Raw genomic sequence first — 26,628 nt, forward strand, 5'->3', positions numbered from 1 at the left:
ACTCTCGGTCGACGCCCAGGCCGCCAGCGCCGATCCGGCGGACGTCGCAGCGCAGTTGAAGCTGCTGCGCGAGGACCTGACACAGCTGCAATCGCAAGTCCTGCTGCTCAGCGCGCCCAAGGGCATCACCCTCACCAGCGGCCAACACCTGCAACTGGCGGCCCAGCACAACCTCATGCTCAACGCCGGCGGTCAGACCGATCTGAGCGTGGTCAAGCGCCTGTTCATCGGCGTCGGCGAAGGCCTGAGCCTGTTCGTGCGCAAGCTCGGGATCAAGCTGATCGCCAACCAGGGCCCGGTGCAGATTCAGGCGCAAAACGACCGCCTGGAATTGATCGCCCGCCATGGCCTGGAGATCAGCAGCAGCGAGGATGAAATCCGCATCACCGCGAAGAAAAAAATCACCCTGAATGCCGGCGGTAGCTACATCACGTTGGATGAGTGCGGTATCGAGTCGGGGACGGTGGGGGATTATCGGGTCAAGTCGGCGATGTACTTCTATCTACCGGGCAAAGCCACCCAGGTCGCGCACATACCCAAGCTGCCGACCCTGATCAGCCCGCCACTCAAGTTCGACGAGCAATTTCGCATCTTCACCAGCGACGGTGAGCACCCCTGGGCCAATGTGCCCTACAAGATCACCGCCGCCTCCGGCAAGGTCTGGAAAGGCGCCACCGACAGCCAGGGTTTTACCGAACGGGTATACACCGCCGAGCCCGAGGAATTGTCCCTGAGCTATGACATGGAAGAAGAGGACGAGGAAGAAGAGTTCGAAGGCATCACCTTGCGTATTGGTCTGTTCTTCGACGGCACCGGTAACAGCCAGGCCAACTCCGCGACCACCGAACAATGCCGGCGTGACGACCTGGCGCTGTTTGACCAGAGCGAGCTGGCGAGCATTGTCTCCCACTGCACGCAATACGGCTTTGACCAGTTTGACGGTGAGGGCTTCAATCGTGCGCCGGATAACAGTTACGGGAATGCGCCGAGTAATGTGGTGCGTTTGCACGAACTTTATCCGGATCATGCGACCGATGGGATTCCGTCGGGTGCTGATATTGGTTACATCAAAATCTATCTGGAAGGCATTGGCACCCGCGATGGCGGCAAAGATTCGTTGGTTGGTATGGGGTTGGGGTTGGGTGAAACAGGGGTCGTGGCGCGAATCAAACAAACGCCTGCGGCTATCACAGAACAGCTTCGGGATTTTGTTTCGGCCAACCCTGGCATCTACATTCGCCGGGTTGAATTCGACATCTTCGGCTTCAGTCGCGGCGCTGCCGCAGCCCGGCACTGTGCCAATGAATTGCTCAAGCCGGGGCGCGGGGTCTTTGCTGAGCTGCTCCAGGCTGGGCGCTTTACCCTGCTGACCACCTTCGATCCCGCCGTGGACGTCGGCCTCAACCTGATTGGCCTGTTCGATACCGTGGCAGCGGTTGCTGATATCGCCCGCGGCGACATAAGCGTTGCCAATGAGCATAACCCCGGGGTCAACCTGTACTTGCCGCCTGATTGCGCGCGGCAGGTGATCCAGCTGCAGGCCCGTGACGAGTGCCGGCATAACTTCGCCCTCAATAGCGTACAGCGTGGCCATCGCCAGATTGTCCTGCCCGGCGCGCATTCCGACATTGGTGGAGGGTACCTGCCGCGCGCCCGCGAGCGGGTCTGGCTAAGCAAACCGCAGCGGATCAATGTTTCAAAAAAGGAAACGGTGCAGCTCCATGCGCAGTGGACATTGGCTGTCGAACGGATCAACGCCCTGCGCGCCACTGGCCTGGCGGGCGACGGCACCATAGAGGTCACTGCCTGGCCGATTGCCCAAGCGGCCCCTGGCAAAAACGACCTTTACGGCCACGAACCGTACTTTCTGACCCAAGTGCTGGAACGTACGGTGCGTGGGGAACTGGCCTTGATCGCGCTGCGGGTCATGCGCGAGCTGGGTGTGCGTCATGGTGTGCCGTTTAAAGATATCGAGGCCCGGCCAGATCTAGCCTTGCCCGAAGACTTACAGCCCATCGGGGCGCAGATTCTTGATCAGGTGTTGGCCGGTAACGAAGTCAGTCTTGACGCGGATCAGGAACGCCTGTTGTTGGGCCGATACATCCATCGCTCGGCACATTGGACGCCTGTAGCGTCGTTATTGGTCAACAAACCCGCGGCCGACAACAAACGCAAGGTCCATCCGAACGAGCCACAGCAGGGCTATCCCCAATGAAGCGTCTGACGTTTTTGATGGGGCTGGTACTCAGCCTAAGCGCCTGCGCCAGCGGCCCTAAATCAGTGCCGGCCCCAAAACTACCCTATGACAGCTGGTACGTTGGCTTTGCGGCGCCGCGTCACATGGAAGTCTGGGTGGAAACGGTGGATGTGCTCGATCAACGCGGGTTGCCGTTCTTCCGAGTGTCGGCGGGGGTGGCCGGTTATACCCGCAAACCGGAAGGTTGGCACAAAGGCGGCGGGTCAATGAAGCCGGTGCTCAACGTCGACCTGCCTGAGCGGATCTTCCTGCGCTGGCAATCCCTGGTGGAGCTGCAGGCCTACAAGATCCGGATTCCGATTCCGCAGTGGGTGCGTGATGAGATGGTCAGGCCACAGCGAGTGTTTTGTGAAGCGGATCAGCGGGACGTGACGCTTTATCGCAACAGAATAACGCTGGGCATGGCGCCCGGTGGCATCGTCAAGGTCTGGGTCGGAGCGGGTTGCCTGGGATTCACCGAAGTCGGCCGCTACCAGGCGGAGATCGAGCCGCTGGGTCCCTATAGAGGCAAGAGCAACGGTAAATACATTCCTCTGGAACCCGAGAACAAAGCATACGTAGACCAGCACGGTATCCCCTATGGCACCTGGTAAAGAGTTACTCAGCGTGGGACGCCTGACGCTGTTGGCCTGCCTGCTATTCAGCCTTGGCGCATGCGCCAGCGGCCCCCAATCCGTGCCGGCCCCAAAACTACCCTATGACAGCTGGTACGTTGGCTTTGCGGCTCCCCGACATATGGAGGTCTGGGTGGAAACGGTAGATGTGCTCGATCAGCGTGGGTTGCCGTTCTTTCGTGTGTCGGCAGGGGTGGCCAGTTACACCGGAAGAGTGGAGGGCTGGCACAAAGGTGGCGGGAAAATGATGCCGGTGATCGACGTCGACCTGCCCGAGCGCATCTTTCTGCGCTGGCAATCCCTGGTGGAGCCGCAGGCCTACAAGATCCGGATTCCGATTCCGCAGTGGGTGCGTGATGAGATGGTCAAGCCGGAGCTTGGATTTTGTCATTGGTCCAAGGCCTGGAAGGAGGACTATCGAGACTCCATTACCTTAGGTATGGCGCCAGGGGGCATTGTCAAAGTTTGGGTGGGAGGCGCTTGTCTTGATTACAAGGAAGTCGGCCGCTTCCAGGCAGAGGTCGAACCGCTGGGGCCCTATAGAGGCAAGAGCAACGGCAAATATATTCCTCTGGAGCCCGAGAACAAAGCATACATAGACCAGCACGGGATTCCATACGGCACCTGGTAAACGCAACTCAAAATTTATAGCTCGTCGGCGCTTACGCGGCTCGAAATCCGCACGCCTGCAACCTGGTAAGAAGGAGATGCCATGCAACACGTAAAACATGCAGGAAGCACCAATGGTACGGACGGCACCGTGACCAAGGTTGTGACTGCTAAAAGAACATTAAGCTGGATTGCGCCGGCCGAAAATTCTGTGTTCAACATTAGCCAGGACGGCGAACTTCCGGTTTTGTTTTTCGAGTTTCAAGGCCAGGTTGCAGGTGAGTATAAATGGACGTGGCGCATTACTTGGGAAGCGAAAGTCAGCGGATTGCGTGAGCGAGTTCGCACCGGCACAGCTCTGAAAACCTTTGATGAGTCAGGCTCTTTTGTCAGTGGCGAAACTCGTTGGCAGGTCAATTTTTCCGATAAGGTCCTGGGCGGCACGTTAACTGTGAACGTTACAGTCAATGGAAAGACCTTGACTCGCTCCGTGGTTATCAAGGGTCAGAATCCGGATGCCCAGAGCGTCAGTGACTATGTCGCGAGCCTGGAAGATATGGCGGGCTTCGAGAAGTTACTGGAGCAGGAAACAAACTCCAGGCATTTCATCAATTTCGATGGCGAGCCAATAGTTGCCTTTGACAGTGGCTATGGCATTACGCAAATGACCAATCCGGCACCGTCATATGAGCAAGCCTGGAACTGGAAAGCCAATATTCTGGCCGGTTCAGAGCTTTATCAGGAAAAAGTACGACAGGCCAAGGGGTTTCTTGGGCAGGAGGGGCGCGCCTATACCGACGATCAACTGCAGCACGAAGTCTTCAGCCGGTGGAATGGTGGTTCCTACCATCAGTGGGATGCCGCGCTTGGGGCATGGGTCAGGAAGAAAAATATTCTGTGCGACTCCAACACTGGAAACATAGGTTGGTCGATGGACAAAGAGAAGAACAAGGAAAAAACCGAAGCGCAGTTGCGTGAACGTGACAAAGACACTTATTCAAAAGGTTCCAAGGGACAATCGGATGATCACCCATGGGCTTATAAAGGAGTGTGTTATGCCGATCACGTACTGGGTCAATAAGCTGCCCATGATGGGGGTGTCCGTGTTGCTTTTTTTTGCAGGGTTTAGCTTTGCTTATGACGAAGTCGAACTCACACCTGTGAATAGCAGAGAGGGAATGCTGTGGCTGCCAATGACGGATGGGACTGAGTTTAAGGTTGCTCCCTTCGCCGACAGAGATACCGTTTTGTATGACAGGAACAAGCACGCTGTCGACGGCGCCGAGTTTATTTCTTTATTTCGAATTTCACCCGCAAATCCGAACAAGCCTATGGGCTTCTGTGGCGCGGGTAACGAGGCTTGGTTGCATGTCTATCGTGTGGCCGGTGTAACGCTAACAGAGGTTATAAATACCTTGATTAGTAGTTGTTTGCATTCTATCTCAATGGCCAGCCAGAACTCCGGGGCAGACACGCAGGATGATGATTTCTCGTCGGTGCGTTGGAGTAGTCGTGGCTTTTCCATTGACTGGTTTGAGCGTGTTGATGCTGCGGGTAATTCGTTAAAGCGATCGGACTTTTTCCTGCATGAAGGTGTTTTCTTGCAGCAGGATATTTTCACTAAGACCGATCGACGAACGGCAACTACCGATCAATAAAAAAGGAGCTGGATATGCAAGGCATCATGCGTGAGGGAGACAAAAATACTGGCGGCGGAACGGTTGTTTCCGGGGCTGTGAAAATGCAGTTTGATTGCATCGGCGTGCCGGTCGCTTGTGCCGTTCAACTCTATTCGTGCGGTTGTATGTTGAGGTCCTCATTGCCTGTCGCGGGGGCAAATTAGTCATGGCGGTCAGACTGGATCGCATTCCGGCCGTGGCGTTGCGCCCCGGGCGTCCGCGCGCCTGGCTGTGGCTTGGCCTGTTGGCATTGTTCCTGTTGATGGGGATGGCGCTTGCGTGGGGGCTTTCGGCTCCAGCCATGAGCGAACAGCCGCAGACTTTCTGGAGCATGGCATTGGGCGCGCCTCTGGCGTGTTGGTGCCTGATGGGGTTCTGGCGAATGGCCTTTTACATCGGGCAGCATCGAGTGGCTGATGGCTGGGATGAAGCGCGACACGACGACTGGGTACGCAATACCCGTGCGGGGCGGCGCTCTCAGCAAGTGTTGGGCGTCAGTCTCTACACAGCGTTACGGGCTCCGGGGGAAACGCTTGCCAGTCAGCTTGAAAAGGTGCTGGAAGGGACGTCTGCGCTGGCAGTTCAACCGACGAGAGAGGGCGCAATTGCGCTGCGTCACAGTTATTTGCCGGGCGCCGCGCAAGAATCGGAGTTGCTGTTGTTGCAAGTGCTGCAGCAGGTGCTGGATGACCTCAAACAGACCCTGATAAAGGTGCCGGAGCACGCACCGCTGGCCTTGTTGCTACAGGTGGAGAGCGGTTTGTCCGAGAGTCTCTTGCGTCGCGTGTGGCGACACGCCTGGCAAACCTCTGGCATCCGCCAATCCACCGTCCCTGTCGAAGGCCAGGGCCTGGATGCGCTGGACCAATGGCTCGACCAACGTATCGACGATCAGGCCATGCTGCTGGTGGTGGCCGTGCAGTTTGCCCCGGAATATCCCGAGGGCACCGCAGAGGCTGCGGTCGCCGTCTTGCTCGGCAATCGTCTGACGCAAAACACCCTGGCACCGATTGCCTATCTCCATCGTCCGGAACAGGAGCGTGAGTCGAATCCTGACCCTCTGCTCTACGCCGCACGGCAGGCGCTGGATTGGGTGCCGCTGCCTTCGAGCGCAATCGAGCGGGTGTGGCGGGCCGGGGTCGACGGAGCGCGCAGCACCGACTTGGCGCAGGTGGCGACGCAACTGGAATTGCCCAGCAAAGACACACAAAACGTATGCAATCTCGATGAGCTGCTGGGGCATGCGGGGTCGGCCTCGCCCTGGCTGGCGATTGCCGCAGCGACGCAGACCATCGAGCGCGGCGCCGGCGCGCAACTCATTTTCAGCGGCGGTGAAGATTCCGCTGCTCTCTGGGGCACGGTATTGACGCCTGTGCCACCGCTTCCAAGGCAGGAATAACCCATGCAGGTTAGACGCACGACAGGATTTTTCGGGTTGCTGGGGGCGCTGTTGCTCACCGGTATGGGATTGGCAGCACTGGTGTGGCGGCATCCGCACGTACTGGATCTGGTGGCGGGTAGCGATCGGCAAGCCTTTTGGTTATGGGCGATCGCCGTCAGCACGTGTGTCCTGCTGGTGTTGCTCGTGGGCTATCACCTGCTGGGGCATAAAATGGGGCGTTCCCAATACCGCCAGCTCGACGCCGATGACGTCCCGGTTCCGGTACGAGCGCCGCGCACGTTGTCCATGGGTGAGCAGACAGTGAGCAAGCTCAAGGCAGACCTGCGCTTCCACCACGGCCCCCGCTGGCGCTCGAAAACCCGCCTCTACCTGGTCATCGGCGAACCCGAGCAAATCCAGGCCATCGCCCCGCACCTGTCCCAGGACCACTGGTTGCATGGCGAGTACAACGTGCTGCTGTGGGGCGGCAGCGTACAAGTACCACTGACCCCCTCGGTCACCGAACTGTGCCAACAGCTAACCCGCCGGCGGGCTCTGGACGGGGTGATCTGGGCCCTGACACCCGCGCAAAGCCTGGAACAACAGACCCTCAGTCATGGTGTGGCGCGCCTGAGTGAACTGGCCCACACCCTGGGCTGGTCGCTGCCGCTGCACGTGTGGCAGGTCTGCGACAGTCTGCGCCCAAAACAATCGCCTCTGACCCAACCTGTGGGCTGTGCGCTGGCGGAAAAAACCAGCGCACAAGCCCTGGAAGATGCGTTGCAGCCCCTGATCCAACCGTTGCGCCAGCAAGGCTGGGCAGCGCTGGCCAAGGGTACTGATCACGATTTCCTGCTGCGCCTGTCGCGGGACCTGAAGGTCGAAGGCATCGCCCGTTGGCGCCAGGCCCTGGCGCCGTTGTTCGGTCGGTACGCGGCCAGCGTTTCGTTGCGCGGCCTGTGGTTCAGCCTGCCGCTGCCCGGCGGCAAGAAAACCGATGACCACCACTGGCCCCATGAGCCGGCCTGGTCCGGGATTCTGGATGGACAGAGGCGGCGCAGTCGGCGTCTCGGCTGGCCGGCGACGCGGATGGCTTATCGGTTGGCCTTGGGTTTCGCCTTGGTCTGGGGGCTGGGCATGCTGCTCTCATTTACCAGCAACCGCACGCAAATCGCCCATCTGCAAAACACCCTCGCGACCCTGCAAACAGCGGAGCAGGGCGACCCACAACTACGGGCGTTTTCCGAATTGACCCGCGAACTCGACCGCCTGGACTACCGCGCCACCCACGGCACACCCTGGTACCAGCGCTTCGGTCTGAACCAGAACGACGCCTTGCTCAATGCCCTGTGGCCGCGCTACGTCGAGACCAATCAACGCCTGCTGCGCGATCCGGCCACCGCCAATCTCAAGGCTGCGCTGAACCGCCTGATCAAACTACCGGCTGACAGCCCGTTACGCACCCAACTGTCGGCCCAGGCCTACGACCAACTCAAGGCCTACCTGATGTTGTCGCGTCCGGACAAGGTCGACAGCGCCTTCCTCGCCAAGACCCTCATTGCTGCCGAAACCGAGCGCGAAGGTATTTCGACCGGCCTCTGGCAAGCGCTCACGCCTGATCTCTGGAAGTTCTACGCCGAGCAACTCCCCGCTCATCCAGACTGGCGCATCGAAGCCGACCCCAAGCTGGTCGCGCAAGCCCGGCTAGTGCTGCTCAGCCAACTCGGCCAGCGCAACGCCGAAGCCAGCCTCTATCAAAAACTCCTGGCCGACGCCGCCACCCAGGCCCCGGCCCTGCGCCTGGCGCAGATGGTCGGCGACACCGACGCTTCGGCCTTGTTCTCCAGCCGCGCGGAAGTGCCCGGGGTCTTCACCCGTCAGGCCTGGGAAGGCCAGGTGCGTCAGGCCATCAACGCCATCGCCGAGCAGCGTCGCGAAGAAATCGACTGGGTGCTCAGCGACCAGCATCACGAAATCGCCGCCGAGTTGACCCCCGAGCAACTGCGCCAGCGTCTCACCGAGCGCTATTTCCAGGACTACGCCAACGCCTGGCTGGATTTTCTCAACCGCCTGCGCTGGCGAGAAGTGAAGAGCCTGGGCGAGGTGATCGATCAGTTGGCGTTGATGAGCGACGCCCGGCAATCGCCGCTGATTGCGTTGATGAACACCTTGGCTTATCAGGGCCAGGCCGGTGCTCGTGGTCCGGCGTTCAGTGAATCGCTGGTCAAGTCGGCGCAAAAACTCATTGCTCAGGATGCGGTGGCGGGCATCGATCAAGCACTACCCGGAGCGACCAGCCCGCTGGACCCAACCTTCGGCCCCTTGCTCGCGCTGATCGGCAAAGAAAGCGAAAACCCCGACCGCCTGAGCCTCGCCGCCTTCCTCAATCGCGTCACCCGGGTACGCCTGAAACTGCAGCAAGTCAGCAACGCCACCAACCCGCAGGAAATGACCCAGGCGCTGGCGCAAAGCGTGTTCCAGGGCCAGAACATCGACCTCACCGACACCCAGTCCTACGGCAGCCTCCTTGCCGCCAGCCTAGGCGCCGAGTGGGACGGCATCGGCCAGACCCTGTTCGTGCAGCCGCTGGAACAAGCCTGGCAGCGAGTCCTGCAACCCTCGGCGGCCGGCCTCAACAGCCAGTGGCAACGCTCGATCGTCAACGAATGGCACGCCGCGTTCGCCGGCCGCTATCCCTTCGCCGCCACCACCAGCGACGCCTCGCTGCCGATGCTCGGGCAAATGATCCGTGCTGACTCCGGACGCCTCGAACAATTTCTCCAACAACAGTTGGGCGGCGTGCTGCGCAAGGAAGGCCAGCGCTGGGTCGCTGACACCCGCCACAGCCAGGGCCTGCGTTTCAATCCGCAATTTCTCGCGGCGATCAACCAGCTCAGCCAACTCGCCGACGTGCTGTTCACCGACGGCGGCCTGGGTGTGAGCTTCGAGCTGCGCGGCAAAGGCGTGCGCGACATCGTCGACACCACCTTCATCCTCAACGGCGAAAAGCACCACTACTTCAACCAGCGCGAACGCTGGCAGCGCTTCACCTGGCCCGGCACCAGCAGCCACCCCGGCAGCCGTTTGCTGTGGACCAGCGTCTACACCGGGGAACGGTTATTCGCCGACTACGAAGGCACCTGGGGCCTGATCCGCCTGCTGGAACACGCACGCATCACGCCGTTGAACGACAGCGACAGCCAGATGCGCGTGCAGATCAAGGCGCCGGACAATCTGGAGCTGACCTGGAATTTGCGTACCGAGCTGGGGACTGGGCCGTTGGAGTTGCTCAAGCTGCGGGGCTTCACGTTGCCGACTGAGGTGTTTCTACAGGAGGAAGCGAAAACCAAACCGGTGGTGAGGAAAAAGAAGACCGGCTGAACGGCTCAATGCCCCACCAACTCCTCCAACAACCGCTCTTTATACCCCTGCAACACCCCACACGCCCGATCCCTTGGATGGGGCAAATCCACGCGGATCTCATGTTTGATCCGCCCCGGGTGGGCATCCATGACGATCACCCGATCCCCCAGGTACAGCGCTTCTTCGATGTCGTGGGTGACCATGATCACGGTGCAGCGTTGTTGCACCCAGATGCGTTGCAGTTCGTGTTGCAGGCGCACGCGGGTGAGGGCGTCGAGGGCGCCGAGGGGTTCGTCGAGGAGCAGGACCTTGGGTTGGTTGATCAGGGCGCGGGCGATGGCGGCGCGTTGCGCCATACCGCCAGAGAGTTGGTGTGGGTAGGCGTTTTCGAAACCTTCTAGGTTGACCAGGGCGATGTGCTCGCTCACCAGGCGCTGTTTTTCCGCCGCCGATAGTGGATGGTTTTTCAGGGCCAGGGCGATGTTCTGGCTGAGGGTCATCCACGGGAACAGGCGGTGGTCCTGGAACACGATGCCGCGTTCCAGGCTGGTGCCGACTACCGGTTTTCCATCCAGCAGGATCTCGCCCTGATAGTCGGCTTCGAGGCCGACCAGCAGCCGCAGCAGGGTGGATTTGCCGCAGCCGCTGGCGCCGAGGATGCTGACGAATTCGCCGGGGCGCACCCTGAGGTTGATGTCGTGCAGCACTGGCAGGGGCTGGCCTTCGATGCGGTAGCTTTTGTTCAGGCCGCGAATGTCCAGCGCGCCGCGGTGCAAGGCAGGGCTATGAGGGGCAAAGGTATGGGCTATGGCGTTCATCTCGGGACCTTTCAACGGGTGTTGCGCCAGCGCAGCAGGTGGCGGCTGACAAGGGTAAACAGCAGGGTCATCAGGTAGCCGGCGAGGCCGATGCACAGCACGCTGAGAACGATGATTTCCATGCGCGCGCCGGCTTCGGCGTTCATCATCAGATTGCCCAGGCCGGCACCGGACGACAGGAACAGTTCGCTGCCGATGGCGGTGACCCAGGCAAAGGCCAGGGCCTGCAGCACGCCGGTGGCGATGCTCGGCAGGGCCGCCGGCAGCAGCACGTGGCGCAGCTGTTGCCCGCGACTCAGCACCAGTACCTGGCCGACTTCGCGGTAGCGCCGTTCGACATGGCTGAAGCCCTGGAAGGTGTTGATCACCATCGGGTAAAACGCCGCCAGGGTGACGATCAGCACCTTGGAAAACTCGCCATTGCCGAACCACATGGCAATCAATGGAATCCAGCCGAGCATCGGCACCTGGCGCACGGCATGGAACAGCGGGCCGACCAGCCGATTGGCGACGCTCGACAGCGCCATCAACATCCCCAGGGCGACGCCGAGCACGATGCCCAGGACCAGGCCGCTGCTGGTCCGCGCCAGGCTGGCCAGCAGGTTGACCAACAGCTCGCCATTGCCCAGCAGTTCCAGCAGGGCCTGGCCGATGGTCGCCAGCGGCACGAAGGCGTAAGCCCCGGCGGCGTCCTGGCGTGAGGCGTACTCCCAGGCGCCGATCAACAGCAGCGGCAACAGCAGGCCGCGAGATTTTCCGAGTAGTTGCTTCATGTCCGGCTCCTAGCGGGTTTGCCAGCGAAACAGGCGCTGTTCGAGGCGGCGAAAGGCAAAGTCCAGGGTGAAGCCGATCACGCCGGTGACCACCACGCCGACCATCACCACGTCGATGCGCAGCATCTGCCGGCTCATTTCGATCATCTGCCCCAGGCCGCTGTCGGCCGCCAGCAACTCGGTGGCCACCAGCACCACCCAGGCGCGGGTCAGGCTGATGCGAAAGCCGCTGATGATGGGCGGCGCGGCAGCGGGCAGGGCGATCTCGCGGACCAGGGTCGGCCAGCGCAGGCGATAGACGTCGGCGACTTCGAAGTAGCTGCGCGGGATCGCCTTGACCCCTTCGCAAGCCGCCAGCGCCACCGGGAAAAACGCGGTCTTGGCGACGATGATGATCTTGAAGGTTTCGTCGATGCCGAACAGCAGCACGAACATCGGGATCAGCGCGATGCTGGGGATCTGCCGCAGGGTGTGGAACAACGGCGCGCAGTAGGCCTCGACGGTTTTCGACAGGGCCAGCAGCACGCCGAAGGCCAGGCCGCTCAGCGAGCCAATGGCGAACCCCAGGCCCAGGCGCGACAGGCTGTTGCCCAGGTGCTCGAGCAACTCGCCGCTGGCCAGCAGCGCCTCGAAGGTCTGCAGCACTTGCAGCGGTGGTACCAGCAGGTTGCGTGGAAAGATCGCCGCCTCGGCCACCACCGCCCACAGCAGGAGCAGGGCGAGGGGCGAGATCAGCCAGGTGAAGGTGTTGAACAGCGGATGGTTGCGCATGGTGGGCCTTGGTTCGGCGAAGTACCCAGGGGCTATCGCAAGAGGTGTGCCATGTCGCACATGCTGGCCTGTTGTAGGAGCAGCCGGTCGTCGCTCGACTGCTCGCGAAAAACGTCAACGATAACGCGGGCATTCTGTATGTACGCGGCGCCCTGAAGTTTTTCGTCGGAACGCCGCCCGGAGCAAGCTCGCTCCTACAGGGGCCTCATTGGGACAGTGATAGTTGGAGGATTGATGCTGCATCAGCAACCCCTGCTGCCAGGGCAACACCCCGGCAGCAGTCGCCATCAGAACTCGTAGCTGACGCTGGTGTAGTAGAACGCGCCCTGGGCGCCTTCGGGGCTGGTGATCGAATACTTCGGCACGCCATACAACTGCGCGCCTTCGGCTTCGTCGGGGTGGGTGTCGAACAGGTTGATCGCGCCGATCGAGACCTTCAGCGCCTTGTCGAAGGTGTACGACAGGTCGAGGTCGGTGACCCATTGCGAGCTGTAGGTCTGGTCGAGATCCGGGTTGCTCGCGTTGCGGCTGGTCCATTCGCCGTAGCGCCGCTGGGACACGGTCACCCCCCAGTTGTCGTACAGCCAGTTGGCACTGAGCACCAGCTTGGTCTCCGGAGTGCCGTCCTCGATCAGGCCCTGGGTGGCGCGGCCGACGATCTGATCACCGCGAATAGTGCCGACATCGCGCAGCTGGGTGATCTCGGTGCGGTTTTTGGCAAAGCCGCTGCTCAGGTTCAGGCGGCCCCATTGCGCCAGGTCCAGTTGGTAGTTGCCGGCCAGCTCGATGCCGTCGGTGCGAGTGTCGGCGACGTTGGTGTAGAACGCCGCGCTCTGGATGTTGGCGTAGGGTGTGCCGGCGAAGATCGGCGCGACCACCGAGGCTGGCAGTTGGTCGGAGAGGGTGATGCGGTTGTCGATGTTGATCCGGTACGCATCGACCGTCACCGAAGCGTTGGCCAGCGGACGCCAGACCAGCCCCAGGGAGTAGTTGGTCGACTCCTCGGGCTTCAGCGACTTGCCGCCGAGCAACGCCGCTTCCGGGCTGTTGGCGCGCAAGGTGCGTTGCTGCACTTCAACGAAATTGCCACTGCCTGGCGGCTGCTCGACCACCTGCACACTGAACGACGACAGCCCGCTCTGCACCAGCGACGGCGCGCGATAACCGGTGCTGGCGGTGGCCCGCGCGGCGATTTGCGGGGTGAAGTCGTAGCGCAGCGACAGCTTGCCGTTGGTGGTGTCGCCGAAGTCCGAGTAATGCTCACTGCGCAGCGCCACGCCGGCCTGGAACTTCTCGGTGACTTGGCCTTCGACGTCGACATAGGCGCCGAACACCCGGCGATCCTGGGAGGCGGCGTCGACCTGGGTGATCCCCGAGTAGTAACCGGGAATCCGCCGCCCGCTGATGGGATCGACGGTATTGAACAGCGCACCGTTCTGCCAGCCCGCCGCTTCGCCGGCGCTTAGCTCGTAGTTTTCCTGGCGCCAGGCCAGGCCGGCGGACAGGGTCAGCGGCTTGAACAACAGGTCGGTGGGGAAGTCGCGCACCCAGTCCAGGGTCAGGTTGGTCTGGTCGGCATCGCGGCGGCCGGTGTAGATGTTCTGCGGGCTGCTGGCGCCCCAGCTCGGGTTGATCGCGTTGCGGTCGTCGGAGTCGAGACGGTTATCGCCGTAGTTCAGCGCCAGGTCGAATTTGCCCAGTTGCTCGTCTTCCAGGCGCAGGCCACCGGTGGCCGCGTAGTCTTCGAGGGAGTAGCGGGTCACCGGCAGGCGCCCATCGGGGAAGCGTGCCAGGGCATTGCTGCCGTAGTTGCTGCGCAGGGTTGTCGGTGGATCGAAGAAGCCTTCGGCATCGGTGTTCTTGTGCGAATAGGTGGCGAAACCGTAGGCGGTCAGGCCCTCGCCGATGCCGATTTCACTGTTGGCCACCAGGTTGTACTGGTCCGAGACATTGCCCGAGCCCCAGCGCCACGTGCGGTAACGGTTGTTCTGCTCCTTGGGCGTGTTGATGCTGGTCGATCCCGGATAGAAGATCCGGTTGTCCGGGTTGGTGTCGCTGGCCGGGTCCTGGTTGCCGGCGTCGAAACTCAAGGTCAGGAAGCCGTCGTTGGGCAGGGTAAAACCTTTCCAGCCTGCGAGCTTGCGCTGCAGGCCATCGCCCTTGTCGTAGCCGCCGAAGCGATAGCCGACATTGCCGCCGTCGTCTTTTTCCTTGAGCACGATGTTGATCACCCCGGCGATGGCGTCGGAGCCGTATTGGGCGGCGGCGCCGTCACGCAGGATCTCCACGCGCTGGATTGCGCTTAACGGAATCAGGCTGAGGTCGACCGCCGCCGCGCCCCGGCCATTGACCAGACCCTGGCGGGTGACGTTGGCACTGGTGTGGCGGCGCTTGCCGTTGACCAGCACCAGCACCTGGTCGGAGGCCAGGCCGCGCAGCGAAGCGCCCTGGGCGATGGAGCCTGCGAACGCGCCCTGGGGCGATTGCGGGTAACTGAAGGACGGCGACAGTGCCGTCAGCGCGGTGGACAGGTCGCTGGCGCCGGTGTCCAGCAATTGCTCGCTGGACAACACGTCCACCGGGGCCGCGCTTTGCAGGGCGGTGAGGTCGCTGCGGCGGGTGCCGAGCACGACCACGGTGTCGAGGGCGTCGCCGGTGGCGCCGGGCTGGGTGTCGGCGGCATAAATCGGCAGCGCAAGGCTGCCGATGACCAGCGCGACGGCGCTGGCCAAGGGAGTGTGGTGGAACATGAGCGGATTCCTTTCGGGTGCAGGCAAGGGCAAGGGATCAGAAGCGGCTGGTGACGCTGAGGCCGACGGTGCGCGGGTCGCCGTAGGTGATCACGTACTGGCCGAGGGTGCCGTTGGGCCGGCTGTGGACCTGGTAGCGACGGTCGGTAACGTTGTTGACGAAGCCGGTGACGCTCAGTTGCTCGTCCGGGCTGAACCAGGTCAGACGGGTGTTGGCCAGGGTGTAGTGGGGCTGGCTCATGGTCTTGTCGACGCTGCTCTGGCGGTCGGCGAGGAAGTATTCCTTGTCGCGGAAGGTCACGTCGCCACCGGCCACCAGCTTGCCGCCGATTTCCAGCGGGAAGGTGTAGTCGCCGCCCAGCGCGACCACGTTGCGTGGCGAGCGCACGAAGCTGTTGCCGCTGTAGTCGCCGGTCACCGCGCCGGTGGTGGGGTTGGTGTTCTTGAAGTCGGTGTACTCGGTGTCGAGGAACGAAATCGCTGCGCGCAGGTGCAGGTAGTCGGTCGGCTGGCCTTCGAGTTCCAGCTCCGCACCCTGGACCTTGCCCGAGGCGCCGTTGGTCAAGGCAGTGGTCAGCACGCCGTTGTTGACCGTCAGCAGGTTCACCTGAATGTCCGAATAGTCGTAGTAGAAGATGTTGGCGTTGGCGGTCAGGCGGCGATCGAACCACTCCGACTTGAGGCCGATTTCATAGGCGTCGAGCTTTTCCGGATCGACCGTGGTCAGTTGCGCCAGGCTGGTGGACAGGCCGGTGTTGAAACCGCCGGAACGGAAGCCGTGGGCGTAGCGGAAGAATACCCGCAGGTTGTCGTTGATCCGGTATTCCGGGGTCACGTCATAGGTCCAGGCTTCCCAGGTATTGGCTTCCTGGCGATTGCCGTTGGTGCCGACGCCGGGCAGCGGCACCAGCGGGCCGTTGGCGCTGGTGCGGGTCTGTTGCAGCAGGTCGAGGTCGATCTCCTTGCGTTCCTGGGTGTAGCGCAGGCCGCCGGTGACGGTGAAGTTGTCGGTGAAGTCGTAGGTCAGGTTGCCGAACAGCGCGTAGCTGTCGGTCTTGTGGTCGTAGTCGAGGTTGCGCACATCGGTCGCGCCGATCTGGTTCGAACCGCTGCCGTTGGGTGTCGGGCCCGGGGTAATGAAACGCGAGGCGGCGCTGTCGAGGGTTTCGTGGAAATAGTGGGCGCCGGCCAGCCAGCGCAGGGTTTCCTGCTGCGGCGAGGCCAGGCGAAATTCCTGGGAGTACTGGCTGTACTTGTTGTCGGCCTTGGCCGCGCCGTTGACTTCGTAAGGGGTGAAGTCGGCATCGCTGGTGGACTGGCCGCGAATGTAGTCGTAGGCGCTGATCGAGGTCAGGGTGTAGTCGCCCAGGTTCCAGTTGAAGGTCAGCGAGGTGCCGTCGTGGTCGAGCTTGGCATCTTCCTTGACGTTGAGTTCGATGTCGCGCCCGTTCGGCCGTTGGTAGCCGACGTTGTAGTAGCGACCCACCGGCAGCGAACCGTTGCTGCCGTCGCCATTGTGCTGGCGGGCGTGGATTTTCAGCAGCGCTTCGAGATCGGGGTTGAGCTGGGCGAGGAACTGCACGCGCACGGCTTTCTTGTTGACGTCGCCGTAGGTGTGGCCGTCGGTGAGGTTGTCGGCGAAACCGTCGCGCTCCTCGGAGTACAGCGCCACCCGTGCGGCCAGGCGCTCGTCCACCAGCACGCCCCCCAGCGCGCCGCTGACGATGCGCTCGTCCTTGCTGCCGACACCCACGGTGCCGTAGCCATTGGTAGGGGCATCGAGGCTCGGCTTGTTGGAGATGATGTTCACCGCGCCGGCGGTGGTGTTCTTGCCGTACAGCGTGCCTTGCGGGCCGCGCAGGATCTCGATGCGCTCCAGGTCATACAGCGGGCCGCCGCCGGCAATCGGCGCGTTGAGGTAGACGTCATCGGAATAGATGCCCACCGGGTAGACGGTGGCGGCGCCGGTGTCGCCGGTGCCGAGGCCACGAATGTACCAACGCGGTCGACCGTCGCCGTCGGGGTTCTTCGCCGAGGCGTTGGGCACGAAGGTGGTGATGTCGCCCATGGCGCGCACGCCATCGGTGGTGAGGGTGGTGCCCTGGATCGCCGACACTGCCACCGGAATTTCCTGCAGGGTTTCTTCGCGGTGTTGCGCAGTGACGGTGACGGTTTTCAGCGCCGGTTCGGTGCTGCTCGGTGGTGCCTGATTGTCGGTGCTGTCGGCCGCCAGTGCGACCTCGCTGGCGGTGCCCCCTGCCAGCAGTAAAGCGAGCCAGATGCCCTTGGTGATTGGATTCAGTGTGTGCATGGTTTTACTCCCCCGGAAAAGATTCACTGAGAGAGGTAGAGCAGAGATCGTGCCAAGGCTTTTGTGATGTTTTAACTGGTTGAAATATATGGATTTATTTGATTATTTTGGCGTTGGTTTCAGTGCTGGGCAGTGGCCGGTTGGAGGGGGTGTCGAGTATTCAGCAATGGCTGCTGTGGAGGTGCTGCTGGAGCAGCAGTTGGGGGGTATTTCCATTGTGCCTGGCTGATGAATCTGTAGGAGCTGGCTTGCCAGCGAAGGCGTTCTTGAAAACGCTAAAAGCTTCGCTGGCAAGCCAGCTCCTACAACAAGCCAGCTCCTACAACAAGCCAGCTCCTACAACAAGCCAGCTCCTACAACAAGCCGGGTGTGTCAGATAAATCGAAGTCGTTGCTCCTCACACCGCCAGGCGCGAAGTCGAGCCGATGACTTTTTCCAGCACACTGAAATCGATCCAGTCACGCACATCGAAGCGCCGCGGGATGAAATTCCAGCGGTGGAGGAAGTCGGTGAAATCCTGCAGCGCGGCGATCGAGCGCGCGTCCAGGGTGGTGCGCAGGCGCCGGTGGGCGTCTTCGCCGTAGGCGGCCGCGACCCAATACTCGCTGGTGTTCAGCTCGCGGGCGAGAAAGCGCCGGGTCTCGTCGGGATTGGCCCAGGCCCACTGCTCGGTGCGCAGCACCGTGTCGACGATGGTCACGCTGGCATCGAAATGCTCATGCAGCAGGTGGGTGTCGAGGGTCAGGGTGCGCGGCGTGCCGTTGTTCGAGCGGATCAGCGGATCGGGATGGGAGCCGGTATCGATCACCACCTTCAAGCCGAACTCGTCGGCCAGGTGCACGGCGTGGGCGCCCTTGAGGAAGATCGCGTCGATATCGCCGCGCAGCAGGCCGATCAACTCATTGTTGCGGCGGCTGAAACGGCTGGTGCCGAGGCTGACTTCCGAGCCGTAGACATGCTGCTTCTGGTCGTCGCTGTAGGTGCCGCCGTAGGGGTAGTCCACCAGCTCGACATCACTGACGTCGAGGCCTTCGAGCTTGAGCGCATTTTCCAGGCCGCGCAGGGCCTGGGCGCGGGTGAAATCGATCTGCACGTTGGCCCATTTCGGGATGCCGAAGCGTCGGTTCTTCAGGTCGCGCACGCTGTTGATCCCGCTTTCGGCGGTGGTCAGGATCAGCTGCACTTCGTCGCTCCAGGACAAGCCCACGACCCGGGTCTGCACGCCGCTGGCGTAGGCCCAGATCGCCGGGATGTTGCCACCGTGGCGCACCGAGTTCTTCAAGTGATGGTCGTAATGCGCTTCGCGAACTTCCCGTTCGCTGGATTCGCGCAACGATTGGATGTTGGTGCCAAACGGCAGGAACGCCTCGGCCAGGCGCCCGGATTGCACGGCGATGCCGAGGCCGGTGGGGACTGGGCTGTGGGTGTACCAGAGGGTATCGAGTGGTTTGCTCATGGGGATTCTTCGGTTGAATGGGTTGAGCCTGAATGGGTCGGCATGGGCCTTGTAGGAGCTGGCTTGCCAGCGAAGGCGTTCTTGAAAACGCCAAAAGCTTCGCTGGCAAGCCAGCTCCTACAGGGGGGAGGGGTGTTTATCCCGCCAGTGCCCGGTCCAATGCCGCCAACGGCCGAGGATCGATCCACTCGCGCACGTCGAACGCCTTGGGAATGAAGCGCCAGCGGTGCAGGAAATGGGTGAAGTCCTGCAGGGCGACGATGGCCTGTTCGTCGAGGGCGGTGCGCAGGCGCAGGTGGGCGTCGTCGCCATAGGCGCTGCTGACCCAGTACTCGCTGCTGTTGGTTTCCCGCGCCAGGTAGCGGCGGGTGTCGTCGGGGTGGGTGTGGGCCCATTGCTCGGCGCGCAGCACCGAATCGAGGATGCCGCTGGCGACGTCGAAATGGTGCTCCAGCAAATGCAGGTCGACCGCCAGGGTGCGCGGCGTGCCGTTGTTGCTGCGGATCAGCGGATCGGGATGGGCGCCGGTGTCGATCACCGTGCGCAAGCCGAAATCATGGGCGTACTGCGCGGCGCTGGCGCCCTTGAGAAAGATCGCGTCGACTTCGCCGCGCAGCAGGCCGATCAATTCCAGATTGCGCCCTTCGATCCGCTGCTGACTGACCGGCGTGCCATTCACCGTCTGCACCTGGCCATCGCTGAAGGTGCCGCCGTAGCGGAAGTTCACCAATTGCAGGTCGCCGACTTGCAGACCCTCCAGCTTCAAGGCGTTTTCCAGGCCGCGCAGGGCCTGGGCGCGGGTGAAGTCGATCTGCGCGCCGGCCCAGTCCGGCAGGCCGAAGGTCCGGCCCTTGAGGTCCTTGACGCTGTGGATGCCGCTGTCGGGACGGGTCAGGATCAACTGGCTTTCATCCGCCCAGGACAGGCCGATGACCCGGGTTTCCCGACCCTGGGCACGGGCCCAGATCGCCGGGATACTGCCGCCGTGGCGCACCGAGTTGCGCAGCGTGTGGTCGAAGTGCGATTCGCGCACCGCCTTGTCGCTGGACTCGCGCAGCGACTGCACGCCGGTGCCGAGGGCGCCGACCGCGTCCTGCAGCCAGCCTTTCTGCACGGCGATGCCAAGCCCGGTCGGCACCGGGCAACGGGTGTACCAGAGGGTGTCGAGTGCCTGGCTCATGAAGCTTTCTCCATCAGGGTTTTCTCGCGGTCGGTGGCGGGGCGCTGGTGCACCAGCGGCAGGACTTCCTGGCCGATGCGCAGGGCCTCTTCCAAATGCGGGTTGCCGGCAAGGATGAAAGTCGAGAAGCCAGCGTCGCGGTACTCCACCAGGCGCTCGGCGATGTTCTGGTGACTGCCCACCAGGCCCACGGTCGGCCCCGGCTTGGCCTTGGCAAAACCGGCCCACAGGTTGGGGCCGATGATCAGGTCATCGAAGCGATCGACGTTCTGGTGGTAGGCGGTTTGCCGCGCGCCCCCGACCGAGTCGGAGCCGCTGGTGAAATTCTTCGCCACCACACTGCTCTTGCCGTCGAGCTTGTCGAACTGGCGACGCAGATCGGCCCAGGCCTGCTCTTCGGTCTCCCGGGCGAACAGGTCGACCCGCAGCCCGAAGCGCACCGTGCGCCCCTGTTTGTCGGCCAATTCACGCACCCGCTCGATGTGCGGCTTGAGCTTGTCGATCGGCTCGGCCCAGTTCAGGTAGACGTCGGCATGTTTGGCGGCAACGTCCAGCGCGGCATCGGAGAAACCGGAGAAATACACCCCCGGTTTGCGCTCGTTGTGCAGGCCGTGGGGCAGGGCGCCGTTTTCCAGTTGGTAGATATCGCCCTCGTAGGAGAAACGTTCGTTGCGCCACAGGCCGTCGATGATGTCGAGGAATTCGCCGGTGCGCTTGTAGCGCAGGTCGTGTTCGAGGAAGTCGCCATTGGCGCGCTGGCTGGCCGGGTTGCCGCCGGTGATGATGTTCCAGTCCAGGCGTCCGCGGCTCAGGTGCTGGAGGATCGCGGCCTGTTGTGCGGCGTAGGCCGGCAGGGTCCAGGTGGCCTGGAAGGCGATCAAAAACTTGATGCGCCGGGTTTCCTGGGCCAGGGCGGCGGCGACTATCCACGGCTCCGGGCCGGTGGGCAGCAGGGCGCCTTCAAAGCCTGCCAGCTCGGCGGCCTTGGCCACCTGGGCGATGTAGTCGATGTAGGTGAAGTCGTCCGGCTCGCCATTGGCCAGGCGTCCCGGCGCGATATGCCCCGGGCGGAACTGGGGATTGCCGCGATTGTGTTTGTCGGTGGTCAACTGCGGGCCGTCGGTGCCCAGCGGCAGACGCCAGAAAAATTCCGTGGTCATGGCTGCTCCTGATTCGCTATTACCTTGTGCCGCATCGCTGCGCGCACGCCTTGCGAGAGGAGAGTGCAACGCCCATGCCATGCGCCGGGGAGGCTCTATTACGGGGTTTGGCGCCGCTGCGCACGAAGCACTGCGTCTGTAGCAGCACCTCGTCAGCAGTGGCTGTTGGCGCGGCAACAGGCTCAAGCCGTGGCGACGACCTGATCCTCGCTGGCGGCGCTGCGCAGGTAGGTCTGGTACAGCGCGGCATAGGCACCGCCCTGGGCGATCAGTTGGGTGTGCGGCCCTTGCTCCACCAGGCGTCCGCGCTGGATCACGGCAATGCGGTCGGCGTCGCGGATGGTCGCCAGGCGGTGGGCGATGATGATCGCCGTGCGGCCCTGGCACAGGCGGCGGAACGCACGCTGAATGCGCCGCTCGGTGTGGATGTCGACCGCCGAAGTGGCTTCGTCGAGCACCAGCACCGCCGGATCGGCAAGATAGGCGCGGACCAGGCACACCAGTTGCCGCTGCCCGTGACTGAGGTGCCCACCCAGCGGTCCGACTTCGGTGCGGTACTGATGGGGCAGGCGCTCCAGCACCTCATCGGCTCCCAGTTCGCGGGCGGCGGCGATCAGGCGCGCATCGTCGGCCTCGGGCGCGGCCAGGCGCAGGTTGTCGAGGATCGAGCCACTGAACAGCACATTGTCCTGCAGCACCACGCCGACATTGCGCCGCAGGTCGCGCTGGCTCAGATCGCGCACGTCGATGCCGTCGAGTTTCACCGCCCCGGATTGCGCCTCGTAGAACCGCGTGAGCAACTGCACCAGAGTGCTTTTGCCGTGGCCGGACGGGCCGACGATCGCCAGTACCTCGCCGGGATTGATCAGCAGATCCAGCTGGTCGATCACCGGCGTCGGACTCTGCGGCTCATAGGCGAATCGCACCTGCTGGAAACTCACCGCACCGCGGGCCCGGCCCAGCGGTTGCGGGGTAGGGCTGTCATTGATCTGCGGCTGGGTGTCGAGCAGCAGGAAGATTCGCTGCGCCGAGGCCGAGCCGGTGGCGTAGCGTTCGAACAGGTCCGAGAGCTCCTGCAGCGGGCCGAGGAACAGGAACACGTAGAACAGGCTTTCGGCGATCTGTCCCACCGTGACCTCGGCCTGGGCCAGGCCATAACCCCCCACCAGCAACAGCACCGCCATGCCGGCCGAACTGAGCAGCGCGGTGAACGGTGCGAACCAGCTGGAGCGCAGGCTGCCGCGAATCAGCGCCTGGTTGAAGTCCTCCAGCAGCCGGCGGTAGCGCTTGAGGTTGGGCGCTTCCTGGGCGCACTGCTGAAGCATCCGCGCACCGCTGACGCTTTCCACCAGGTGGGCGGTGAAGCGGCTGCGGTTCTCCGCGACCTTGGCCCAGTTGCGCTGGGAAATCCGCTTGAAACTCCAGGTCGCCAGCGCCAGCAGGGGCACGGTGGCCGCCAGGCTGAGGAAGAAACGCGGGTCGATGCGCCACAGCATCACGGCTGCCAGACCACATCGCAGCAGCGCTCCGAGCAGTTCTGGTGGGCCCTGGATCAGCAGCGGTTCGAGGCTGTCGACGTCGCGGTCGGCGCGGGAAATGATCCGCCCGGCGCGGGTCTTGTCGAAGTAGCCGACGCTCAGGCTCTGCACGTGGGCAAACACCCGCACCCGCAGTGCGTTGAGCACCTGGATCGCGGCGCTGCCGGCGATGAACTGCGAAATCCCGGCCAGCAGGAAGCGCCCCAGCCAACTGGCTGCCAGCCCAAGGCCGAGCCACAGCACCAGGCGCTCGTCGAGCAGCCAGTGATCGGCTTCGGCCACCAGGCCGCGGTCGAGCAGTTCACGGACGAACCAGGGCCGCAGGAACACGGTGAACACCAGCAGCAGCTCGATGCCGATCACCGCGACTATCGACCCGCGAATCGGCCGCAGCAACGGCAGCAGACGCGTGAACATGCTGCGGTCGAGGGCTTTTTTCGCGAGCATTTCTTCAATTTCGATATCGCTCAAGGCTTTGCCGGCGATTGGATTAGCCATGGTCGATCCCTAGCAGTTCGCGGTAGTCGGGGTGGGTGCGCAGCAGTTCGGCGTGACGGCCGCTGGCGCTGATGCGGCCGTCCTTGAGCAGCAGCACGCGGTCGGCAAGGAGAATGGTCGAGAGCTTGCTGGAGATCAGCAGCACAGTGGTTGCCCGGCCCTGGTCGCGGCGCAATTGGCGCAGGTTGTCCAGCACCTGGCGCTCGCTGATGGCGTCGAGGGCGCTAGTGGCGTCGTCCAGGCAGAGGATGTCCGGCTCGCCGAGCAGCGCCCGGGCCAGGCTCAGGCGCTGGCGCTGGCCGCCGGAGAGGGTCACGCCTCGGTCTCCCAATGGCGTGTCGAGGCCCTGGGGCAGGCGCTCCAGCACGTCTTCGGCAGCGGCCAGGCGCAGGCCCTGGCGCAGTTGCTCGTCGCTGGCACCGGGCGCGGTGAGGCGCAGGTTGGCGGCCAGGGTGTCGGAGAACAGGAAACTTTCCTGGGGCACCACGTGCACCCGACGGCGCAGTTGGCCCAGGTCGAGGTCGCGGATGTCTTGCCAACCGGCGCTGTCGGAGCCCAGCAGCAGGCGTCCGCCGCTGACCTCGGTGAGACGCGGCAGCAGACTGGCCAACAGGCTTTTGCCGGTGCCGGTGGCGCCCACCAGGGCGACGATTTCGCCGGGTTGCAGGGTCAGTGAACAGTCGTCGAGGATCGCTCGCCCGCCGCCTGGGGCGCTGACGCTGACCTGCTCCAGTTTCAGTCCCAGCGCAGAGTCAGGTAGCCGAGCCTCGGCGCTGCGGATGGCCGCCGGCTCGTCCAGCAGGTGCCAGATGCGTTCGGCGCTGGAGCGGGCGTCAGCGAAGGTCTGCATCACCCGGCCGATGCCTTCGATGCGAAACACCAGGGTCGTGGCGATGAGCAGCGAGGTCACCAGTTCACCAATGCCCAATTGCCCGTTGGCCACCAGTTGCGCGCCGTAGACCAGGATCCACACGTGGCCGAGGGCGACCACCGCTTGCGGCAGCGGGATGCGGGAGCTGGAGTAGGCGAGGGCGGCGCGCGCGTGGTCGGCGAACACCGCGACCTGCGTGGCGAAGCGCTGGATGCGGCTGTGTTCGAGGCCGAATGACTTGATCACCCGCACGCCGCCGATGCCTTCGCTGAGGTCCTGGTTGACCCGGTCGTAGGCGGCGCCGACGGCCCGGTCGAGGCTGACCAGGCGCTCGGTCTGGCGCACGAAAATCCACAGGCCGAGCACCGTCAGCAGCAATGGCACCAGCCCCAGCAGCGGGTGATACCAGGCCAGCAGACCGACGGTGGCGAGCACCACCAGCGGCGTCTCCACCAACTGGCGCCAGAAGCTGATCAGCGCGTCGCGGACCTTGTCGGCATCACGGGTGGTGCGGGTGATCATCTCGCCCATGCCGTGTTGCCAGTGATAGCCCAGGTGCAGGTTCTGCACCTGCTGCAGGATGCGCTCGCGCAGGCGCGTCAGCAGTTCCTGGCTGAGCACCAGCGACAGCACGCTGGCAGCGTATTGCAGCACGCCACGGCCCAGCGCCACGGCGAGCATCAGCCACAGCCAGTACCAGCCGAGGCTGGCATCCAGGCTGCCGTCAGCCTGGCGCACCACCGCCCGGCCAGCGCTGACATCGTTGACGGCATGGCCGATCAGCCATTGCTGCCAGACCAGGCCGAGGTTGATCGCGATATACAGCGCCGCCACCAGGGCAAAGCGCCAGGGCATCTCCCGGTAGATCGCCAGGCAGCGCAGAAGGGGGTGTTTTTCAATCATTGAAGGGCTCGGTTGGGGGGGAATGAGAGGGCTATCCGGTGGGCACCGGGAATGTTGTGACTGCCCCAGGTCTCCGTAGGAGCTGGCTTGCCAGCGAAGGCGTTAAATCAGACACACCGCCTTCGCCGGCAAGCCGGCTCCTACAGGTTCTGTGAGGGGACCGGCTGTTGTGAACGACCCGGATCCTTGTAGGAGCTGGCTTGTCGGGACGCCGCATCGCAGCGAACCAGTCACCGCGGTGTGTCAGGCCCACCGACTTCGCCGGCAAGCCGGCTCCTACAGGTTCTGTGAACGAAGGGGAGGGCCGGTGTCACCAAGGTCGTTGTGATAAGCCGTCAGCCCCGAGTCGCCCCCTGTTTTTCCTTGGCATTGAGAATCGCCGTGTACTCCCCCGGATCGACATCATTGAGGTAGTAGTTGCCGACGTGATGCAGGCGCCAGCGGATCGGGTCGTGGGTGGTGTGCACCCGGGCATTGCGCCAGAAGCGGTCGAGGTTCCATTTGCTCAGGGACGAACTGGCGCCAAGCAGGGAGAAAATATCGCTGGAGATCTTCAGTGAGGCGCCATCGGAATGGGCCCGGGCGGTGGCCACCGAGAGAATCAGCTCGTCCTGCAACGCCTTGTTCTCCGGGTCCAGTTCATGCTGGTCAAACACCCGCGCGGCGTCCCGCAGCAGCGACTCGGCCGCCCGCAGCGCCACCGCGTATTCGCCAATCTGCTTGATGATGTGCGGCTCTTCATTGGCGCGCTCGACAACGCTTTCCACCCAGGGCCGGGCGTGCTGCTTGAGGTAGTCGACCGCCGCGCCCAGCGCGCCGGCGGCGATGCCGGTATCGATGGCCGCGTGGAGGATCTGCGGGAAGGTCAGGCCAGTACGCTTCATCGGACCTTTGCGCTGGGAAACGAAACGCTCGTCGAGTTCGATGTTGTCGAAAATCACCGTGCCGCTGACCGAGTTGTTCTGCCCGAATGCCTCCCAGTCGTCCACCAGGGTCAGGCCCGGGGTGTTGCGATTGAGCAGCACCCCGGCACCGCCGTCATCGGACGCTGCGGTCAGGGAAATCCACTCGGCCAGGTACGAACCGGTGGAGTAGAACTTGCTGCCATTGAGGATCAGCTTGCCGTCGGCGCGCCGTTCGACCCGGGTCTTCAGGGCGAACTTGTTCTTGCCGCCGACCTCCGCCAGGGCGTTGCCGAAACGCTTGCCGGCCAGCACATCGCTGATCAGCCGGTCACGCACCTCGTCCGGGTAGCCGCTGAAAATTCCCCGCAGCATCACGTTGTGGATCTGCAGCAACTGGCCGACGCCGCCATCGGCTACCGAGATCAGGCGCACGGTTTCGACGATGGTCTGCACCGACGCGCCGAGGCCGCCAAAGGCCTTGGGCACGCCGATGGCGGTCAGGCCGCTTTCCGACAACAGCTGCGCCTGACGCCGCGGCAGTTGGTTGTTGTGCCTGGGGTCGGCGGCAATCTCGGCGATCTCCAGGGCAATTTCGCGGGCGGCGGCGATGGCTTCGTCTTCGCTGCGCAGTACACGGACGGGATGGGCAGGAAGGTGTTCAAGGGTGCTCATGGTGCTACCTCGGAAAAGGACAATCGGGCCGGGCGCGGGTCTGCGGCGCACCGGGGGTGAAGGGGCCTTGAGCAAGGACTGCGCCAAGGTCGCCCAGGCCAGGCCGGACGCGGGGTTGG

The 26,628-nt window shown here is 63.2% G+C and carries 19 protein-coding genes; 8 read left to right on the top strand and 11 right to left on the bottom strand.

Going from position 1 to position 26,628, the window contains the following annotated elements:
* The 7 genes from ACZYR5_RS20240 to ACZYR5_RS20270 all read left to right on the top strand — a co-directional run.
* Positions 1–2,215, top strand: a 2,215-nt coding sequence (locus tag ACZYR5_RS20240; protein WP_489092835.1) for a DUF2345 domain-containing protein, incomplete at its 5' end; no start/stop codon positions are given.
* Positions 2,212–2,850 carry a DUF2931 family protein gene (locus tag ACZYR5_RS20245; protein ID WP_489092836.1) on the top strand — a complete coding sequence of 213 codons (639 nt, stop codon included), beginning with the start codon at positions 2,212–2,214 and terminating at the stop codon, positions 2,848–2,850. The genes ACZYR5_RS20240 and ACZYR5_RS20245, both read left to right, overlap by 4 nt.
* The gene (locus tag ACZYR5_RS20250) at positions 2,837–3,502 is read left to right on the top strand and encodes a DUF2931 family protein (protein WP_489092837.1); all 666 of its coding nucleotides are present in this window, start codon (positions 2,837–2,839) and stop codon (positions 3,500–3,502) included. The genes ACZYR5_RS20245 and ACZYR5_RS20250 overlap by 14 nt, the downstream gene beginning before the upstream one ends.
* A gap of 81 nt (positions 3,503–3,583) precedes the next feature.
* Positions 3,584–4,561 (top strand): hypothetical protein, encoded by a 978-nt coding sequence (locus tag ACZYR5_RS20255; RefSeq protein ID WP_489092838.1) that lies wholly within the window; start codon positions 3,584–3,586, stop codon positions 4,559–4,561.
* The gene (locus ACZYR5_RS20260) at positions 4,536–5,138 is read left to right on the top strand and encodes a hypothetical protein (RefSeq protein WP_489092839.1); all 603 of its coding nucleotides are present in this window, start codon (positions 4,536–4,538) and stop codon (positions 5,136–5,138) included. The genes ACZYR5_RS20255 and ACZYR5_RS20260 overlap by 26 nt, the downstream gene beginning before the upstream one ends.
* A 217-nt stretch (positions 5,139–5,355) precedes the next feature.
* A complete protein-coding gene (locus tag ACZYR5_RS20265; RefSeq protein WP_489092840.1) occupies positions 5,356–6,558 on the top strand; it encodes a hypothetical protein in 1,203 nt (400 codons plus the stop codon).
* 3 nt (positions 6,559–6,561) lie between these two features.
* Complete coding sequence (locus tag ACZYR5_RS20270; protein ID WP_489092841.1) at positions 6,562–9,921, top strand: ImcF-related family protein; 3,360 nt, start codon at positions 6,562–6,564, stop codon at positions 9,919–9,921.
* A gap of 5 nt (positions 9,922–9,926) precedes the next feature.
* Here the strand turns inward: ACZYR5_RS20270 and ACZYR5_RS20275 are convergent, their stop codons facing one another.
* The 5 genes from ACZYR5_RS20275 to ACZYR5_RS20295 form a co-directional block, all read right to left on the bottom strand.
* Positions 9,927–10,721: an ABC transporter ATP-binding protein gene (locus ACZYR5_RS20275; RefSeq protein WP_489092842.1), complete on the bottom strand. Its 795-nt coding sequence runs from the start codon at positions 10,719–10,721 to the stop codon at positions 9,927–9,929.
* Positions 10,722–10,732: 11 nt separating this feature from the next.
* On the bottom strand, positions 10,733–11,494 hold the full coding sequence (locus ACZYR5_RS20280) for an ABC transporter permease (protein WP_489092843.1): 762 nt from the start codon (positions 11,492–11,494) through the stop codon (positions 10,733–10,735).
* A 9-nt stretch (positions 11,495–11,503) separates the two neighbouring features.
* Positions 11,504–12,265: an ABC transporter permease gene (locus ACZYR5_RS20285; protein WP_489092844.1), complete on the bottom strand. Its 762-nt coding sequence runs from the start codon at positions 12,263–12,265 to the stop codon at positions 11,504–11,506.
* 287 nt (positions 12,266–12,552) lie between these two features.
* Positions 12,553–15,015, bottom strand: coding sequence for a TonB-dependent receptor plug domain-containing protein (locus tag ACZYR5_RS20290; RefSeq protein WP_489092845.1), 2,463 nt, complete (start codon positions 15,013–15,015; stop codon positions 12,553–12,555).
* Between the two features lie 37 nt (positions 15,016–15,052).
* On the bottom strand, positions 15,053–17,326 hold the full coding sequence (locus tag ACZYR5_RS20295) for a TonB-dependent receptor (RefSeq protein ID WP_489092846.1): 2,274 nt from the start codon (positions 17,324–17,326) through the stop codon (positions 15,053–15,055).
* Between the two features lie 88 nt (positions 17,327–17,414).
* Between ACZYR5_RS20295 and ACZYR5_RS20300 the strand changes: the two genes are divergently transcribed.
* Complete coding sequence (locus tag ACZYR5_RS20300; protein ID WP_489092847.1) at positions 17,415–17,555, top strand: hypothetical protein; 141 nt, start codon at positions 17,415–17,417, stop codon at positions 17,553–17,555.
* Positions 17,556–17,723: 168 nt separating this feature from the next.
* Here the strand turns inward: ACZYR5_RS20300 and ACZYR5_RS20305 are convergent, their stop codons facing one another.
* The 6 genes from ACZYR5_RS20305 to ACZYR5_RS20330 all read right to left on the bottom strand — a co-directional run bounded on the left by ACZYR5_RS20305 (position 17,724) and on the right by ACZYR5_RS20330 (position 26,509).
* Positions 17,724–18,782: an ABC transporter substrate-binding protein gene (locus tag ACZYR5_RS20305; protein WP_489092848.1), complete on the bottom strand. Its 1,059-nt coding sequence runs from the start codon at positions 18,780–18,782 to the stop codon at positions 17,724–17,726.
* A gap of 136 nt (positions 18,783–18,918) precedes the next feature.
* Complete coding sequence (locus ACZYR5_RS20310) at positions 18,919–19,962, bottom strand: ABC transporter substrate-binding protein (protein WP_489092849.1); 1,044 nt, start codon at positions 19,960–19,962, stop codon at positions 18,919–18,921.
* Positions 19,959–21,122, bottom strand: a complete 1,164-nt coding sequence (locus ACZYR5_RS20315) for an LLM class flavin-dependent oxidoreductase (RefSeq protein WP_489092850.1) — start codon at positions 21,120–21,122, stop codon at positions 19,959–19,961. Before ACZYR5_RS20315 ends, ACZYR5_RS20310 begins: the two co-directional genes overlap by 4 nt.
* A gap of 182 nt (positions 21,123–21,304) precedes the next feature.
* Positions 21,305–23,158 (bottom strand): ABC transporter ATP-binding protein, encoded by a 1,854-nt coding sequence (locus ACZYR5_RS20320; RefSeq protein ID WP_489092851.1) that lies wholly within the window; start codon positions 23,156–23,158, stop codon positions 21,305–21,307.
* Positions 23,151–24,932 (bottom strand): ABC transporter ATP-binding protein, encoded by a 1,782-nt coding sequence (locus ACZYR5_RS20325; RefSeq protein ID WP_489092852.1) that lies wholly within the window; start codon positions 24,930–24,932, stop codon positions 23,151–23,153. The genes ACZYR5_RS20320 and ACZYR5_RS20325 overlap by 8 nt, the downstream gene beginning before the upstream one ends.
* Positions 24,933–25,267: 335 nt before the next feature.
* Positions 25,268–26,509, bottom strand: a complete 1,242-nt coding sequence (locus tag ACZYR5_RS20330) for an acyl-CoA dehydrogenase family protein (protein WP_489092853.1) — start codon at positions 26,507–26,509, stop codon at positions 25,268–25,270.
* Positions 26,510–26,628: the final 119 nt, after the last annotated feature.

The organism is Pseudomonas sp. F007 (assembly GCF_057814275.1).